At 72.3% G+C, this 15,875-nt stretch carries 13 protein-coding genes and 1 pseudogene; 3 read left to right on the forward strand and 11 right to left on the reverse strand.

What is annotated here, in order from left to right; all coding sequences use genetic code 11:
- Positions 1–802, reverse strand: an 802-nt coding sequence (locus tag AX737_RS22225; RefSeq protein WP_066924992.1) for a PepSY-associated TM helix domain-containing protein, incomplete at its 3' end; no start/stop codon positions are given.
- Positions 803–1,073: 271 nt separating this feature from the next.
- Positions 1,074–2,243 carry a YihY/virulence factor BrkB family protein gene (locus AX737_RS22230; protein WP_082773233.1) on the reverse strand — a complete coding sequence of 390 codons (1,170 nt, stop codon included), beginning with the start codon at positions 2,241–2,243 and terminating at the stop codon, positions 1,074–1,076.
- A gap of 256 nt (positions 2,244–2,499) precedes the next feature.
- Between AX737_RS22230 and ybaL the strand changes: the two genes are divergently transcribed.
- Positions 2,500–4,368 carry a YbaL family putative K(+) efflux transporter gene (ybaL, locus tag AX737_RS22235; protein WP_066924996.1) on the forward strand — a complete coding sequence of 623 codons (1,869 nt, stop codon included), beginning with the start codon at positions 2,500–2,502 and terminating at the stop codon, positions 4,366–4,368.
- An 11-nt stretch (positions 4,369–4,379) separates the two neighbouring features.
- On the opposite strand, the gene AX737_RS22240 is transcribed toward ybaL, so the two are convergent.
- The 6 genes from AX737_RS22240 to AX737_RS22265 form a co-directional block, all read right to left on the reverse strand.
- Entirely contained in the window at positions 4,380–4,733 is a 354-nt protein-coding gene (locus AX737_RS22240; protein WP_066924998.1) for a HepT-like ribonuclease domain-containing protein, read from the reverse strand.
- Positions 4,723–5,001, reverse strand: coding sequence for a nucleotidyltransferase domain-containing protein (locus tag AX737_RS22245; protein WP_238229942.1), 279 nt, complete (start codon positions 4,999–5,001; stop codon positions 4,723–4,725). The genes AX737_RS22240 and AX737_RS22245 overlap by 11 nt, the downstream gene beginning before the upstream one ends.
- A gap of 60 nt (positions 5,002–5,061) precedes the next feature.
- Positions 5,062–6,492 carry a UdgX family uracil-DNA binding protein gene (locus AX737_RS22250; RefSeq protein ID WP_066925001.1) on the reverse strand — a complete coding sequence of 477 codons (1,431 nt, stop codon included), beginning with the start codon at positions 6,490–6,492 and terminating at the stop codon, positions 5,062–5,064.
- 1 nt (position 6,493) lies between these two features.
- The gene (locus AX737_RS22255; RefSeq protein WP_066925004.1) at positions 6,494–7,705 is read right to left on the reverse strand and encodes a putative DNA modification/repair radical SAM protein; all 1,212 of its coding nucleotides are present in this window, start codon (positions 7,703–7,705) and stop codon (positions 6,494–6,496) included.
- 82 nt (positions 7,706–7,787) lie between these two features.
- Positions 7,788–8,219 carry an OsmC family protein gene (locus tag AX737_RS22260; protein ID WP_066925006.1) on the reverse strand — a complete coding sequence of 144 codons (432 nt, stop codon included), beginning with the start codon at positions 8,217–8,219 and terminating at the stop codon, positions 7,788–7,790.
- A gap of 96 nt (positions 8,220–8,315) precedes the next feature.
- Complete coding sequence (locus tag AX737_RS22265; protein ID WP_308445266.1) at positions 8,316–8,834, reverse strand: RecX family transcriptional regulator; 519 nt, start codon at positions 8,832–8,834, stop codon at positions 8,316–8,318.
- Between the two features lie 209 nt (positions 8,835–9,043).
- Here AX737_RS22265 and AX737_RS22270 point away from each other — a divergent pair, with 209 nt between their 5' ends.
- Complete coding sequence (locus AX737_RS22270; protein ID WP_066925016.1) at positions 9,044–10,450, forward strand: TAXI family TRAP transporter solute-binding subunit; 1,407 nt, start codon at positions 9,044–9,046, stop codon at positions 10,448–10,450.
- 23 nt (positions 10,451–10,473) lie between these two features.
- On the opposite strand, the gene AX737_RS22275 is transcribed toward AX737_RS22270, so the two are convergent.
- Positions 10,474–13,287, reverse strand: coding sequence for a PAS domain-containing protein (locus AX737_RS22275; RefSeq protein ID WP_066925008.1), 2,814 nt, complete (start codon positions 13,285–13,287; stop codon positions 10,474–10,476).
- 205 nt (positions 13,288–13,492) lie between these two features.
- Positions 13,493–14,926 carry an FAD-linked oxidase C-terminal domain-containing protein gene (locus tag AX737_RS22280; protein ID WP_066925010.1) on the reverse strand — a complete coding sequence of 478 codons (1,434 nt, stop codon included), beginning with the start codon at positions 14,924–14,926 and terminating at the stop codon, positions 13,493–13,495.
- A 305-nt stretch (positions 14,927–15,231) separates the two neighbouring features.
- On the opposite strand from AX737_RS22280, the gene AX737_RS22285 reads away from it, so the two are divergent.
- Entirely contained in the window at positions 15,232–15,591 is a 360-nt protein-coding gene (locus AX737_RS22285; RefSeq protein ID WP_066925012.1) for a cytochrome c family protein, read from the forward strand.
- 76 nt (positions 15,592–15,667) lie between these two features.
- Here AX737_RS22285 and AX737_RS34740 read toward each other — a convergent pair.
- Positions 15,668–15,875 (reverse strand): annotated as a pseudogene (locus AX737_RS34740) (MarR family transcriptional regulator); the annotation flags it as partial.

Below are 15,875 nucleotides of genomic sequence, written 5' to 3' on the forward strand. Positions count from 1 at the left end.
CCGCCGTGAAGGTTTGCCACGCCGCATCGAGCGCGGGCGGGCGGCGCTCGCCGCGGGCGCCGGCCGGCTGGACGGCTGGGCGCTGCGGGCGCGCCTCCGGCCAGCTCCCGGTCAGCAGGTAGGTCGCGCCGGCCCGGTAGGCGTCGAAGGACCACCACAGGCCGCTGAGCGCGAGGACGGCGTAGACCGGGATCAGCCACGTGCCGACGACCGCGTGGAGCGACCACCAGCGCGCGCGTCCGGGGCGGGCGAGCGCCGGCCTCAGCCAGACCCGCCAGGTGTGCAGCCTCGGCCAGCGCAGGTAGAGGCCGGTCCCCAGGAAGACGAGGAGCGCGACGGCGCAGAGGCCCGTGACGGTGCGGCCCCAGCCGCGCCCGCCGCCGGGCATGAGCAGCCAGCGGTGCAGATCCCGGATCGTCTCGAAGGTCGCCTCGCCCGCGACGGTGCCCCGGTCGGCGCCGTCGTAAGGGTCGACGTAGCGCGCGGGCGGGTGCTCGCCCGGTCCGGTGCCGGCGAAGCGCACCCGCACCGCCCGGTCCGGATCCCCCGGGATGCCGAGACCCGCGACCCGCAGTCCCGGATGCTGCGCCTCGATCCGGGCGACGAGCGCCCCCGGACCGAGCCGGACCCGTTCGCCGGACTCGACCGCGAGGGCGCGCGCGTTGAGGCCATCGAGAACGGCCTCCTCGTAGCTCATCAGCGCGCCGGTGACGCCCACGAGTGCCAGGACCAGCCCGGCGGTCAAGCCGAGCGCCCAGTGGATGCGGAACAGGATCGTGCGGAGCGACGGTTGCAGCGGCAAGTGCGGTGTCCCGGCGGGTGTTCGCGCGGCACGGCGCCCTGCGACGGGACCGTTCGGCGGCAGTCCGACCTATTGACCGGCACGCAGTGCGGTCAAGACCGCATTCGCTGCGATGTCTGAAATAGAGATCCCTGGTTTTTATCGATTCTAAGCTGGACGACATCGCGCCTGGATATCGATACCCTTCGGAAATGGTCCGGGCCACTTCGAGGCCGGTGTCGCTGGTCCCGCGAACCTCCGGCCCGCGGCGCGGGGCGCCGCGATGGGCGCCTCATCGGGCGCCCGCGGCCTCGCCCACGGTGTCGGCCATGCGGGCCTCGCGCCGCCCGAGCGGCTCGGGCCGGCCTCGGGTGGTGTCGTGGGCGGTCTGGTGCTCCATCTCGGCGTTCACCTCCGCGCCGATCAGCACGATGATGGTCGAGATCCAGATCCAGGTCATGAAGCCGATGGCGGCGCCGAGCGACCCGTAGGTCTTGTTGTACGAGCCGAAATTCGCGACGTACCAGGAGAACAGCAGCGAGCCGGCGAGCCAGAGGAAGCTCGCGAGCGCGCTGCCCCAGGTCACCCAGCGCCAGCGCGGCGCGTCGCGGCTCGGACCGAAGCGGTAGAGCACCGCGAGCCCCAGCAGCACCACGACGAACAGGGCCGGCCAGCGCAGCAGCGCGACGTACCACGCGTCGCTGCTCAGCCCGACGGTGTTGAACACGATCGGCAGCACCACGATGCCGCCGAGCGCCAGCACGATGAACAGCAGCGCACCCGCCGTGAAGCAGAGCGAGACGAGGTTGAGCTTGAAGAAGTTCCGCTTCTCCCGCTCCTCGTAGACGATGTTGAGCGCGTCGAAGACGCTCTTCATGCCCCCGTTGGCGCTCCAGAGCGAGAGCAGGATGCCGGTGAGCACGGTGAGCCCGAGCTTGCTGTCGCCGGCCTCGGTGAGCCGCCGGACCTGATCACCCACGATCTCGACCGCCCCGGAGGGCAGCACCCCCTGCAGGCTCTCCAGGTGCCGGCTGATCTCGGCGGGGTCGGCGAACAGCCCGTAGAGCGAGACCAGCGCCGCCACCGCCGGGAAGATCGCCAGCAGGACGTAGAAGGTCACGCCCGCCGCCACCGAGACCAAGCGGTTCTCCGAGACGTCGTGGAAGACCCGCAGGCCGATGTCCTTCCAGCCGGCCGCCGGGATCTCCGAGGGGGTGCGCGCCTGCCGCCCGCGGTGCGCCTCCCGCTTCGAGACCTGCTCCGCCTCCCGGCCCGCGTGCGAGCCCGAGGTCTCGCGGGCGGGCTCGGAGGATCCGGCGCGCGCCGGCGCCGCGGAGGTGTCCCTCCCCGAGCCGCGCCGCCGCGGCAGGGCGACGAGGCCGATCAGCGCCGCCGAGAGGGCGATCGTCCAGAGCGCGCCGCCTCCGTCGGTCCGGGCGGCGGGTTCGGCTTCGGCCGGCATCGGCGCTTCTCCTGGCATTCCACTGGCATCCTGGTCGGGGCGACCACGCGGACAACCGAGCGTTGTGCGTTCCGGTTTCATTCCCGGGCCGGCGTGCCGTCCGGCACGCCGTTGCGGCGCGCGACAAGCTAAGGCGTTCGGGGACGATGCGGATTTTCTTTTCCCGCAACCGTTCCAGCCGCCGCCGCGACGTTTAAGGAAGAGGGCCGGATGCCGCCGGCCCACGCCCCGTGCCTCGAGAGGAGACCTGAACCCGGTGCCGCACGCGACCGAGCTCATCGCCATCATCGCCCTCGGGCTCGTCCTCGCCTTCCTGTGCGGGATGCTGGCCCAGCGCCTGCGGCTGCCGCCGCTGGTCGGCTACCTGCTGGCGGGCGTGCTGGTCGGCCCCTACACGCCGGGCTTCGTCGGTAACAGCGAGCTCGCGGGCCAGCTCGCCGAGATCGGCGTGATCCTGCTGATGTTCGGCGTCGGCCTGCACTTCTCGATCGGCGACCTGATGGCGGTGCGCGCCATCGCGCTGCCGGGCGCGATCGTGCAGATCGCGGTGGCGACCGCGATGGGCGGTGGGTTGGCCCTGCTCTGGGGCTGGGGCATCGGGGCCGGGCTCGTCTTCGGCCTCGCGCTCTCGGTGGCCTCCACGGTCGTGCTGCTGCGGGCCCTGGAGGAGCGCGGCCTCCTCGACAGCGACAAGGGCCGGATCGCGGTGGGCTGGCTCATCGTCGAGGACCTGGCGATGGTGCTGGCGCTGGTGCTGCTGCCCGCGCTCGCTCCCTCGCTCGGCGGCAAGGCCGAGGAGCAGAGCCACGGGGCCGCGCACGCGCTGGCGGACTTCGTCGGCGGCCTCGTCGGATCGGGCCTTGCCGACAGCATCTGGCTGACGCTGGGCCTGACGCTCGCCAAGGTCGCGCTGTTCGTGGCGCTGATGCTCGTCGTCGGTCGCCGCTTCGTGCCCTGGCTGCTCGATCAGGCGGCGCGCACCGGCTCGCGCGAACTGTTCACGCTCTGCGTGCTGGCGCTCGCGCTCGGCCTCGCCTTCGGCTCGGCGGAGCTGTTCGGCGTCTCCTTCGCGCTCGGCGCCTTCTTCGCCGGCATGGTGCTCGCCGAATCCGATCTCAGCCATCAGGCCGCGGCCGATTCCCTGCCCCTGCAGGACGCCTTCGCGGTGCTGTTCTTCGTCTCGGTCGGCATGCTGTTCGACCCCTTCATCCTGATCCGCGAGCCGCTCTCCGTGCTGGCGGTGCTCGGCGTGATCATGCTGGGCAAGTCGCTCGCGGCCGTGGCAATCGTCCTCGTCTTCAAGCACCCGGTCGGCACCGCCCTCACCATCGCGGCGAGCCTCGCGCAGATCGGCGAGTTCTCCTTCATCCTCGTCACGCTCGGGCTCTCGCTGAAGCTGCTGCCGACGGAGGGCCGCGACCTGATCCTCGGCGGCGCGCTGCTCTCCATCACCCTGAACCCGCTGGCCTTCGCGCTCGCCGCGCGCGTCGAGGCGTGGCTCGCCGACCGGCCGGACCTCGCCCGCCGCTTCGAGCGGGGCGGGGCCGACACGGTGTCGGTGACGGGCGAGACCAAGGCGCCGCGCCGCCACGCCGTCGTCGTCGGCTACGGCCGGGTCGGCAGCAGCATCGGCAAGGCGCTGGAGACCTGGGACCTGCCCTTCGTGGTGATCGACCGCGACCGGCGCCGGGTGCTGGAGCTGCGCGAGGCCGGCATCGAGGCGGTCTACGGCGACGCGCTGGCCCCGGGCATCCTGGAGGCGGCGGGCATCGGCCAGGCCCGGCTCCTCGTGAGCGCGACGCCCGATTCGCATCAGGCCCGCCGCCTCGTGGAACTCGCCCGCGAGGCGAACCCGCGCATCGATACCCTGATCCGCACCCACAGCGACGCCGAGCGCCGCCGCCTGGAGGAGGAGAAGGTCGGCCTCGTGCTGATGGGCGAGCGGGAACTCGCCTTCGGGATGACGTTCTACGCGCTGCGCAGCCTCGGCCTGAAGGACGGTGAGGCCCGCCTCTTCGTGGACGCCGCCCGCGCCGAGAGCCGGGCCGAGGCGCCGACCGAGACCGAGATCGAGCAGAGCACGCCGGAACTGCGCCCGCACAAGGCGGAGGTGGCGGAAGGGTAGGTGCCGCGCGCTCAGGAGGGCTCAGGGCAGGGACCGAGTTCCGCGTCGCAGACCGCGATGATCTCCTGCATGCGGTCGTGCACCGTTTGCCAGATCATGCGCGGCGAGACGTTGTCGTAGGCGTGCCGGTCGACATTCCCGGCATCGGCCACCTGCCGCCAGGGGATATGCGGATGGCGGTCGACGACGGCCGGATCGAGCCGGCGGCTGGCTTCCGAGACGATCTCCAGGCAGCGGACGACAGCGTAGAGCGTGCGCCGGTCGGCCTCGAAGGCCGCGACGGACATATCGCCCACGAAGGTGAGCGCCGTCGCGGCGTTCTCGCGGATGTCGACCAGGGCGCGCCGGCCCCGTTCAGAACGCATCGATGACGTCCCGTAGCGCGTGCGGACGCACCTCGGCCTTCAGGGCTGCACGGTTGGCGACATCGACCCGCCGCGGATACAGGCCCTCGATGAACTGCACGACGGCAACGTAGGCGTAGACGTCCCGAACCCTGTCCTCGTCGATCTCGATCAGCAGATCGACGTCGCTGTCCGGCCCCGCCTCACCGCGTGCCGTCGAGCCGAACAGCCCGGCATGCCGGACGCCGCGGCTGCGGAGATCCGATTCGTGCGCGCGCAGGATCTGCAAGGCGGTGGCGCAATCCATGTGCGAACTCTAGCAGCCCCCGGTGGACGCCAGCAACGCGCCTCAGCCGGCCAATTCCCGCCCCAGCTCCGCCACCCGTCGCAGGTCGCCGACGAAGGCCCCGTACGCTTCCGCCTTCGCCTCGTCCGGCAGGCGCAGCAGGTAGGAGGGGTGGACGGTGATGAAGCCCGCGAAGCGGTTGTGGTGGCGCTCGAACTGGAACGGCCCGCGGGCGCGGGTGATCGGCACCGCCTTGCCGGTCAGCGCCAGCACGGCGGTGGCGCCCAGCGCCACGACGAGGCGGGGCGCGACGAATTCCAATTCCCGGTCGAGCCACCAGCGATAATGGCTGACCTCGCCCGCGGTCGGCTTCTGGTGGATGCGGCGCTTGCCGCGCTCCTCGAACTTGAAGTGCTTGACGGCGTTCGTGAGGTAGCTCGCCCCCCGGTCGATCCCGGCCTCCTGCATCGCCCGCGAGAGGAGCTGCCCGGCAGGACCCACGAAGGGCCGGCCCTTCCGATCCTCCTGGTCCCCGGGCTGCTCGCCCACGAAGGCGATCGTCGCCCCGACCGGTCCCTCGCCGAGCACCGCCTGCGTCGCGCCCGGTACCAGCGGCTCGCTGCGCCGGATGATCGCGTTGAGCTCGTCCAGCGAGGCCGGGTCCTGGTCGGCCATCGCGGCGACGGCGCGGGCGGGGTCGCGTCTGGCGGGCACGCTCGGGCTCCTCTCGATCATCGCGCGCGTGCCGGCCTCGGCCCCGCGCACCAGGGCTGGAATCGCCAGGGTCTCGGGCATGTTCCGCCAGTACTTCTTCGGCATCTCGGCCCGCATCGCCTTCAGGTTGGTGCGGGCCGGGTTGAAGGTGCTCTCGTAGTAGTCGCGCCAGCCGGCCTCGAAGCCGTCGCCGGGCGGCAGGTCCTCGCGCCGGCCGGGCGGGCCGAGGCGGAGCGCGGCGCCGTCCCAGTGGGCGGAGGCGTCCGGCGTCAGGATGGACCAGGTCAGCGAGCGGAAGCGCGCGACGAAGAAGGGCGCGGCAGCCTCGAGGATGTGGTGGTCGGGCTCGAACCACGCGGTGAAGCGCTCGACCCCGGCCTCTTCGCTCCGGCGGAAGCGCAGGAAGGCGTGCATCTTGTGCAGGTCGCGCCCGATCGCCTTGCGCATCAGGTTGAGCCGGTGGACCAGGGGATCGCTCGGCACCGCCATGAGGTGACGCTCGCCCGCGCGCACGCGCCAGATCAACTGGAAGAGAAGGGCGTAGCGCTCGGGATCGCGGTGGGGCACCACCATCGGCACGAGGTCGGCGACCGCGCGCGGCAGGCGCAAGGGACCGGTCTCCGCGGGCGGCGCGCTGCCGAACAGGTCGGATGTCGCGCCCACGCTCCAGGCGACGCGCTCGGGCGGCACGCCCTCGGCCACGAGGGCGCGGACGGCGGCGCGGAAGCCGGCGAGGTCGGCACCGGGCGCGAGGGCGACGGCGCGCGTCGGCCCCGTCATCTCAGAACAGACTCAGCTGCCGCGCAGGCTCGGCGAGCCGTGCCCGGAGATCCAGCCGGTCGGTCTGGCCGCCCGGCGTGTAGTCCGCCGCGATCAGGAAGGGCCGCGCCCGCTTCAGCGCCGAGGTCAGGCGGGCCACGTCGTCGAGGCGCAGCGTGGTGTGGCGCCGCGCCTGGATGATCCGGTCGACCGCCCGCGCGCCGAGGCCCGGCACCCGCAGCAGCATCTCGCGCTCGGCCCGGTTCACGTCCACGGGGAAGCGCGCCCGGTTCTTCAGCGCCCAGGCGAGCTTCGGATCGACGTCGAGGGCGAACATGCCCTCGTCCGCCGCGTCCGCCACGTCGTCGGGGGTGAATTCGTAGTACCGGATCAGCCAGTCGGCTTGGTAGAGCCGGTGCTCGCGCTGGAGCGGGGGCGATTTCAGCGGCAGGATCGCGGCCCCGTCCGGGATCGGGCTGAAGGCCGAGTAGTAGACGCGCTTGAGGCCGACGCTGCCGTAGAGATGCGCGCTCTTGCGGATCAGCGCCTCGTCGGTGGTCGCGTCCGCGCCCACGATCACCTGGGTCGACTGGCCCGCGGGCGCGAAGCGGCGGCGCTCGGCCTTCGCCTCGACGATGCGCTCGCCGATCTGCGCCATCGCGCCCTGGATCGAGGCGCCGTCCTTCTCGGGGGCGAGGCGCTCCAGGCTCTGCTCGGTCGGGAGTTCCACGTTGATCGAGAGCCGGTCGGCGAAGAGCCCCGCCTCCTCGATCAGCCAGGGGCTGGCCTCGGGGATCGTCTTCAGGTGGATGTAGCCGCGGAAGCCGTGGTCGCGGCGCAGGCTCTTGGCCACCCGGTTCATCTGCTCCATCGTGTGGTCGGGCGACTTGATGATGCCCGAGGACAGGAACAGGCCCTCGATGTAGTTGCGCTTGTAGAACTCCACCGTGAGGCGCACGACCTCCTCGACGGTGAACTTCGCCCGGCGCACGTTCGAGGAGCGCCGGTTGACGCAGTAGGCGCAGTCGAACAGGCACCAGTTGGTGAGCAGGATCTTGAGGAGCGAGACGCAGCGCCCGTCCGGCGTGTAGGCGTGGCAGATGCCCGCGCCCGTGGTGGAGCCGAGCTCGCCCTTCCTGGCGCTCCGCTTCGGCGCCCCCGAGGAGGCGCAGGAGGCGTCGTACTTCGCCGCGTCCGCCAGGATGCGCAGCTTCTTCGCGAGAGTCTCGTCCATCGAACAAACAATGAACGCTCGCGTGGCGGAAACAAGGTCGCGCGCGGGAGAAACCCCGCGCGCGATGCCGCACCGGCCGGGATCAGCCCTGGCTGAGCGTCGCCTTCAGGGTGATCTCGGCGTTGAGCACCTTCGAGATCGGGCAGTTCACCTCGGCGGCGTGGGCCAGCTCGTCGAACTTGGCCTGCTCGATGCCCGGGATCGTGGCGGTGAGCGTGAGCGCCGACTTCGAGACCTTGAAGCCGTCGCCCTCCTTCTCCAGGCTCACCACCGACTCGGTCCTGAGCTCGGTTGCCGTGAAGCCCGCGCCCTGGAGCTGGAAGGCCAGCGCCATGGTGAAGCAGCCGGCATGCGCGGCCGCGATCAGCTCCTCGGGATTGGTGCCGGGCTTGTCCTCGAAGCGGGTGTTGAAGCCGTAGGGCTGGTCGGAGAGCACGCCCGACTGGGTGGTGAGCTGGCCCTTGCCCTCCTTGCCGCTGCCCTGCCAGTGGGCGCTCGCCTTGCGGTTGATCATCGTTCGCCTCCGTTCGGGCCCGGTGCAGGATGCGCCGGGGCCGTTCCGTCGCGGAGGTGGCGCGGGGGCGCCGGATATCCAGGGGCCGCGAGGCTTTCAGTCCTCGCGATCCGTCCCGTCCGGCTCGGCATCGACGGTGTCGCGCGCCAGCCCGTAGCCGAAGCCGGCTCGGGCCAAGGCCGCGAGGTCGCGGTCGCGGTGGGCGGCCCGCTGGTCCGGCCGGCGGAAGGGGCCGAGGCGCCGCCGCTTCGCGTAGGCCAGGGCGGCCTCCGCCTCGACGGCTTGGCGGTCGTCGTCCGCTTCCTCCCGCTCGGCCTCCATCGCGGCCTCCACGACGGCGCGGGGCACGCCCTTGGCGGCGAGCTTCGCCGAGACGCCGCGGGTCGATGTGCCGCGCCGCCGCAGCGTCGCGAGGCGGGCGCGGGCGAAGCGGGCATCGTCCACGAGCCCCGCCGAGAGCGCGCGGGCGACCGTGGCCTCGATCAGTTCGGCGAAGGAAGCCGGATCCTCTTCGCGCGCACGGGCACGTTTCTCGACACGGCGCGCCAGCGTCCGGCGCAGCATCTCGGCCGAGGCGCTGTAGCGCTCGAGATAGTGCAGGGCGGCCCGCTCCAGCCACGCGGCCGTGACGGGGCGCGGCGGACGACGGGGCGGCGCGTCCGGACCATCACGGGAAGGTGAGGTGGCAACGATTTTGCGGATCACGGGTTCTTCACGATCTGAACAGGATCTCGTTGCATGATGCCACGATGCAACGCTTGCAAGGCGACAAGATCGGCGCCCGGATCGAGCATCGTCTCCTCCGCGCCGCGTCGGCAACGGTCTTGAGACGCGAGTGGGTCCTTGTCCTGCTCGCCCTCGGACTCGCCACGACGGCGGCGCTCGTCTTCTACCTGTCGCGCCCGACCGTGCTCACCGTGGCGGTCGCGCCGCAGGACGGGCCGGAGACCGGGCTGGTGGAGGCCTACGCGCAGGCCCTCAACCGGGCGCGGGAGGACGTACGGCTGAAGCTCGTCCGCCACGGGGACGTGCGCGACAGCGGCGCGGCGCTGCAGGCCGGCCGTGCCGATCTCGCCATCGTGCGCCCCGACGTGTTCATGCCCGAGAACGGGCTGACGCTCGCCGTGCTGCACGACGAGGCCCTGTTGATCGCGGCGCCCGAGGCCGCCGGGATCGACGATTTCCCCGATCTCGCGCGTAAGCGCATCGGCTTCGTGGTGCGACACGACGCGGATCTGCCCTTCCTCGCCAACATGCTGGCCTTCTACGATCTCGCGCAGGCCGGCGGCGACACGGCGGAGGCGGAACTCGGCCCCGGCCACGTCGCCCTGGTTCCGCTGAAGCCCGCCGAGGTCACGGCGGCGGTGGCCGAGAAGCGGGTGGACGCGGTCGCCGTGATCGCGAGCCCCTCCTCGAAGCCGGCGCTGGCCACGGTGCGGGCGGTCGAGTTCGGCGCGCCCGAGCGCAAGGTCGCGCTGGTCTCCGTGCCCGACACCGACGCGATCCTGCAGCGGTATCCCGAGCTCCAGGCGGTGACGATCCCCGCCGGTACCTTCGGCGGGCGGCCGAAGCGCCCGGCCGAGGAGGTGAAGACGGTGGGCGCCTCCTACCGGCTGATGGCGCGCAGCACCGTCAACCGCGTGGCCGTCGCCTCGGTGACGCAGCACCTGTTCGAGTGGCGCTCGAAGCTCGCCGCGGTCGCGCCGGTCGCCAAGCTGATGAAAGCGCCCGACTTCGACACCACGGTGGCGGCGACCTCGGCGCGCCTGCCGAACCACCCGGGCGCGGTGGACTATTTCGAGCGCGAGCAGCAGACCTTCCTGGAGCGCTACGAGGACTACATCTACCTCTTCGCCTTCTTCGGCGGCACGATCGGCTCAGGGATCGCGTGGCTCGGCCAGCGGCTGGCGCGCAAGCGCCGCGAGCGGGTCGATGTCGTGCTCGACCGGCTCCTCGACATCCTGCGGGAGGCCCGCGGCGCGGGCCGGGCCGAGGTGCTCGACACGCTCGCCCGCGAGACCGACGAGCTGGTGGCCGACGTGGTGCAGTACGCGCGCGAGCGCACGATCGACGCCCGCACCCTTAGCGCCCTCATCCTGGCGGTGGACGCGGTCCAGGCGGCGCTCGCCGACGCGCGGCGCCAGCTCGGCACCGGCCCGTTAGAGAGCCGGACGGAGGCGCGGGCGCGCACGGCCCGCCTGCTGGGGCACGGACTGTCGGCGGCGGAGTAGGGGCGCGCCTGCGGCGGTCGCGCTCAGCCCTCGATGATCGCCCGGATGCGGCCCGCGAGCGCATCGATCGCGAACGGCTTGGTCACCATCTGCGCGCCGGCCTCGTCCGCGTCGCCGAAGGTCGCGTTCTCGGTGTAGCCCGTGATGAACAGCACCTTGAGCCCCGGGCGTAGCGCCCGGGCGCGCCGGGCCAGCCGCCGCCCGTCGAGACCGGGCAGGCCCACATCGGTGACGAGCAGGTCGATCCGGCCCGCGCCCTCCACCAGGGCGAGGCCCGCCAGGCCGTCGGCCGCCTCCAGCGCGAGATAGCCGAGATCGTGCAGCACCTCGACGATGAGGTCGCGCACCACCGCCTCGTCCTCCACCACCAGCACCGTCTCGCCGCGCCCGACCGGGACGGCCGCCTCGTGCTCGGACGACCGCCCGGGGGGCGCGCTTCCCCGGTGGCGCGGCAGGTAGAGGCTGATCGTCGTGCCGCGCCCGGACTCCGAGGCGATGGCGACATGCCCCTCCGATTGCCGCGCGAAGCCGTAGACCATGGACAGGCCGAGGCCCGTGCCCTGGCCGATCGGCTTCGTGGTGAAGAACGGGTCGAAGGCCTTGGCGATCACCTCGGGCGTCATCCCGGTGCCGGTATCGGTGACCTGGATGCGGACGTAGTCGCCCGCGGCGAGCCCGGCGGGACGGCGCGCGTCGGTCCGGCCGAGCGCGGCGTTGTCGGCCGCGATGGTCAGCCGCCCGCCGGCCGGCATCGCGTCGCGGGCGTTGATCGCGAGGTTGAGGATCCCGTTCTCGAGCTGGTGCGCGTCGCAGAGCGTGGGCCAGAGCGCGTCCGCGGTCGCGATCTTCAGGGCGACGCGCTCGCTCAACGTGCGCCGCAGGAGCTCCTCCATCCCGGCGATCAGGGCATCGACCGCGACGGGGCGCGGCTCCAGGGGCTGGCGCCGCGCGAAGGCGAGGAGGCGGTGGGTGAGGGCAGCCGCGCGCTGGCCGGAGGCGAGCGCCGCCGCGATGTACTTGTCGATCTGGTCGCCGCGTCCCTGGCGGATGCGGGTCTGCATCAGATCGAGCGAGCCGACGATGCCGGTGAGCAGGTTGTTGAAGTCGTGGGCGATGCCGCCGGTGAGCTGGCCGACCGCCTCCATCTTCTGGGCCTGCAGCAGAGCCTCCTCCGCTTGGCGCTGCTCGGTGATGTCGCGTCCGACGACGTAGTACAGCGCGCCCTCGGGCACCGCGGTCCACATCACGGTCCGCCGCTCGCCGTCCGCGCAGATCACCCGGTCGATGAAGGAGGTCACGGTCTCTCCGGCCGCGAGCCGCGCCAGGGTCGCGACCGCCCCCGCGTGGTCGGCCGGATCGACGCGGTCGAGGAGGGGGCGGGCGAGCAGCGCCTCGGCGCTCCAGCCCAGCATCCGCGTCCAGGCCGGGTTGACGGATTTCAGGTAGCCGTCGAGCCCGACCGTGCCCATCAGGTCCGACGTGGTCTCCCAGAGCCGGTCGCGCTCGCGCGTGCGCGCCTCGACCTCGCGCGTCAGCGCGGCCTCGACGCTCCGGCGCTCGGTCACGTCCTGCACGAAGACGTGGACGCCCTCCACCGCTCCGTCCGGTGCCGTCCGGGGCCGGAGGCGCACCGCGCCGATCCGCTCGCGGCCGTCGGCGTGCGGCAGGCTGGTCTCGAACTCCACCTCCGCCCCCGCCAGCGCCCGGTCGATCCACGAGCGGGACCCGGCGAACGCCGCCGCGCCGACGACCTCCTCGACCGTGCGCCCGATCATCCAGGCGGGATCGACCCCGTACCAGCTCCGGTAGGCGGCGTTGGCGAACCCGTAGCGGTAGTCCGGCCCCACGAAGGCGACGAGGATCGGCAGGATGTCGGCGACGACGCGCAGCTCCGCCGCGGCGGTGCGCAGGCGCGCCTCGCTCGCGGCCAGCGCCTCCGCGGCGAGGCGGCGCGCGGTGATGTCGAAGGTCGCGCCGGGAAAGCGCGCGGGATGCCCGTCGTCATCGAGGATGCAGTGGCCCTGCGCCATGACCCAGCGGACCGCCTCGTCCTGCGGGGCATCCGTTCGCAGGAGCCGGTACTCAGCCGTGAAGTCCCCGCCCGTCCGCATCGCCGCGGCGATCGCCGCCTGCAGCTGCGCGATGTCCTCAGGGTGGATGCCGGCGAAGAACTCGGCGATCGGTGCGCCCCGGGCGGCCGTCTCGGGATCGACGCCGTAGAGCCGGGCGAAGCGCGCGTCGGCGGTGACGCGGTCGTTCGGGACGTCCCAGTCCCAGGTCCCGATGCCGTCGCCCGCCGAGAGCGCGAGTTCGAGCCGCTCGTCGCTCGCGCGACGCTGCCGCTCGGCCAGCACGTGCGCCGTGGTCTCGGCGGTGGTGCAGATCATCCCGGCGATCGCGCCCGAATCGTCGCGGACCGGCGAGTAGGTGAAGCTCCACCACGTCTCCTCCGCTGCGCCGTGTCGGTGCATGGTCAGGGGCAGGTCGGTCGCCGCGATCGGCCGGCCGGCGAGCGCGCTGGCGCAGAGCGGGCCGACGTCGGCCCAGACATCCGCCCACAGCTCGGGGAAGGGCGTGCCGAGCGCCCGGCCGAGCCGGTCGCCGAGGATCGGCCGGTAGGCGTCGTTGTAGAAGCTGAGGAGGTCCGGCCCCCAGGCCAGGAACATCGCGCTCGGGCAGGCCAGCATGGTCGCGAGCGTGGTGCGCAGCGAGACCGGCCAGGATGCCGGAGGCCCGAGCGCCGTGCCGGACCAGTCGCGCGCCAGGATCTCCCGCCCCGTCAGGCCGCCCTCGGCGAGGAAGCGGAGGGCCGGCGGAACGCCGGCCGCGGGTTCCACGCCCGGTTCGGTACAGTGGACGGCCGACACGCTCACGGGGACGGCCCGGCTCCCACGCCGCCCGCAACGGTCCCGCCGCGACCGACCCCGCACAATCCGATCCGACGCATGCCGATCCCACGCATGCGGGAACCGATGTGGGCAACGCGCGCCGCAGTCAACGCGGGCGTGCCCCCGGACGCGCGATTCAGTTGCGCATCGCCGCTCAGGCCGCGACCCGGCCGTCCAGCGGGAACACCTTGGCGGGGTTCATCAGCCAGCGTGGGTCGAAGACGTTGCGCACCCGCATCTGCTGCTCGAGATCCGCCTGGTTGTACTGGAAGCGCATCAGCTCGCGCTTCTCGATGCCGACGCCGTGCTCGCCGGTCAGGCAGCCGCCGGCCTCGACGCAGAGCTTCAGGATCTCGTCGCCGGCGGCCTCCGCCTTCTGCAGCTCGCCCGGCTTGTTGATGTCGAACAGGATCAGCGGGTGCAGGTTGCCGTCGCCCGCGTGGAAGACGTTGGCGACGCGAAGCCCCTTCTCGGCGCAGATCGCGCCGATGCGCTCCAGCACGGGCCCGAGCTGGCCGGTGGGGATGGTGCCGTCCATGCAGATGTAGTCGGAGATCCGCCCGGTCGCCCCGAAGGCGGACTTGCGCCCCTTCCAGATCGCGGCCGATTCGGCTTCCGACTTCGAGACCCGGAGGCTGGTCGGGCGGAAATCCTGCGCGATCGCCGCGATGCGGGCGAGCATCGCCTCGCACTCGGCGTCCGAGCCCTCGACCTCGATGATCAGCATCGCCTCGGCGTCGCGCGGATAGCCGGCCTGGGCGAAATCCTCGGTGATCAGGATCGCCTCGCGGTCCATGTACTCGATCGCGACCGGGATGATGCCGGCCGCGATGATCGCCGCCACGCAGTCGCCCGCATCCTCCACCCGCGAGAAGCCGACGAGGGCGGGCCGCGCGCCTTCCGCCGCCCGCAGGATCCGCACCGTGGCCTCGGTGACGATGCCGAGCTGCCCCTCCGAACCGCAGACGAGGCCGAGCAGGTCGTAGCCGGGGCTGTCGAGGTGGTCGCCGCCGACCTCCACCACGGTGCCGTCGTTCATCACCAGCGTCACGCCCATCAGGTTGTTGGTGGTGACCCCGTATTTGAGGCAGTGGGCGCCGCCGGAATTCATCGCGATGTTGCCCGCGATGGTGCAGGCGAGCTGGCTCGACGGGTCGGGCGCGTAGAAGAAGCCCTCGTGGCTGACGGCGCCCGAGATGGCGAGGTTCGTGATGCCGCTCTGCACCCGCGCCGTGCGGTTGGCGAAATCGAGGTCGAGCACGCGGGTCATCTTGGCGACCCCGAGAATGATCGCGTCCTCCTGCGCGATCGCGCCGCCCGCGAGCGAGGTGCCGGCGCCGCGCGGCACCACCCGCACGCCGTTGGCGTGGCAGTAGGCCATCACGGCCGAGACCTCCTCGGTGGTGGAGGGCAGCACCACGGCCAGCGGCATCTTGCGGTAGGCAGTGAGCCCGTCCGTCTCGAAGGCGCGGCGCTCGTCCTCGCTGGTGACGAGGGCCTCCGGCCCGACCAGGGGGCGCAGGCCCGCGAGGATGGCCTCGCGGCGGGCGAGGATCTCGGGATCCGGGTCCGGAAAGCGGATCGACATGGCGTTGGCGTCCTCTGGCGTCTCGTCCCGGTCCCGCACCCGCCCGGCGCCCGATGGCGCCGCAGGGGACCGGCCGGCGGTTTGGCGGCGATGTTAGCGGATCCGCGCGCCGCCATCCACGGGCGCCGCCCATCGGGTGCGCCGCGTGCGGCATCGTACGGTCCGGCAGGCGGGCCGGGCGGCCGGAGCCTTGTCCCGCCCGCACGCGCCCTAGATGCCAAGCAGTCTAGTCTTGACCTGTTCTAAGGGCTCAAGCTCTGCCATAACCGCAGGCGGCGTTGACCCGCCCAAAGGAGGAAAAACGAATGCGTCACATGATCCTCGGCGCCGCGCTCGCGCTGCTCCTGCCCGTCGCCGCACAGGCCGAGGGCGATGCCGCGGCCGGCGAGAAGGCGTTCGCGCCCTGCAAGGCCTGCCACAACTTCGAGAAGAACGGCGTCGGGCCGGACCTGAAGGGCGTCGTCGGCCGCAAGGCGGGCACCTACGAGGGCTACAACTACTCGGCCGCGCTGAAGAATTCGGGCCTGACCTGGGACGAGGCCAACCTCAAGGAGTGGCTGAAGGACCCGAAGGCCAAGGTGCCGGGCAACAAGATGGTCTACCCGGGCCTGAAGGACGAGAAGAAGCTCGACGACGTGATCGCCTACCTCAAGTCCAAGAGCTGAGCGAACAGCGGACCGGCATTCCGGTCCGTCCGGGCCGCTCCCGCATCGGCGGGGGCGGCCATTTCGTATCCGCGCCTCAGCAGGGCACGCCCCCGTGCAGCCCGTTGCGCAGGGTGACGAGGTTGTCGAGGAGTGCCCGGCGCCCCTCCATGTCGAGGCCCGTCATGCCGCCGGCCCGGTTCGGGACGCAGGCGAGTTCCTCGCGCAGCGCGCGCCCCTCGGGCGTCAGGAAGATGCTGACCTGCCGCTCGTCCACCCGGTCGCGGGCGCGGCGCACCCGGCCC

The organism is Methylobacterium sp. CCH5-D2, from assembly GCF_001556475.1.
GTDB classification, from domain to species: Bacteria; Pseudomonadota; Alphaproteobacteria; order Rhizobiales; family Beijerinckiaceae; genus Methylobacterium; species Methylobacterium hispanicum.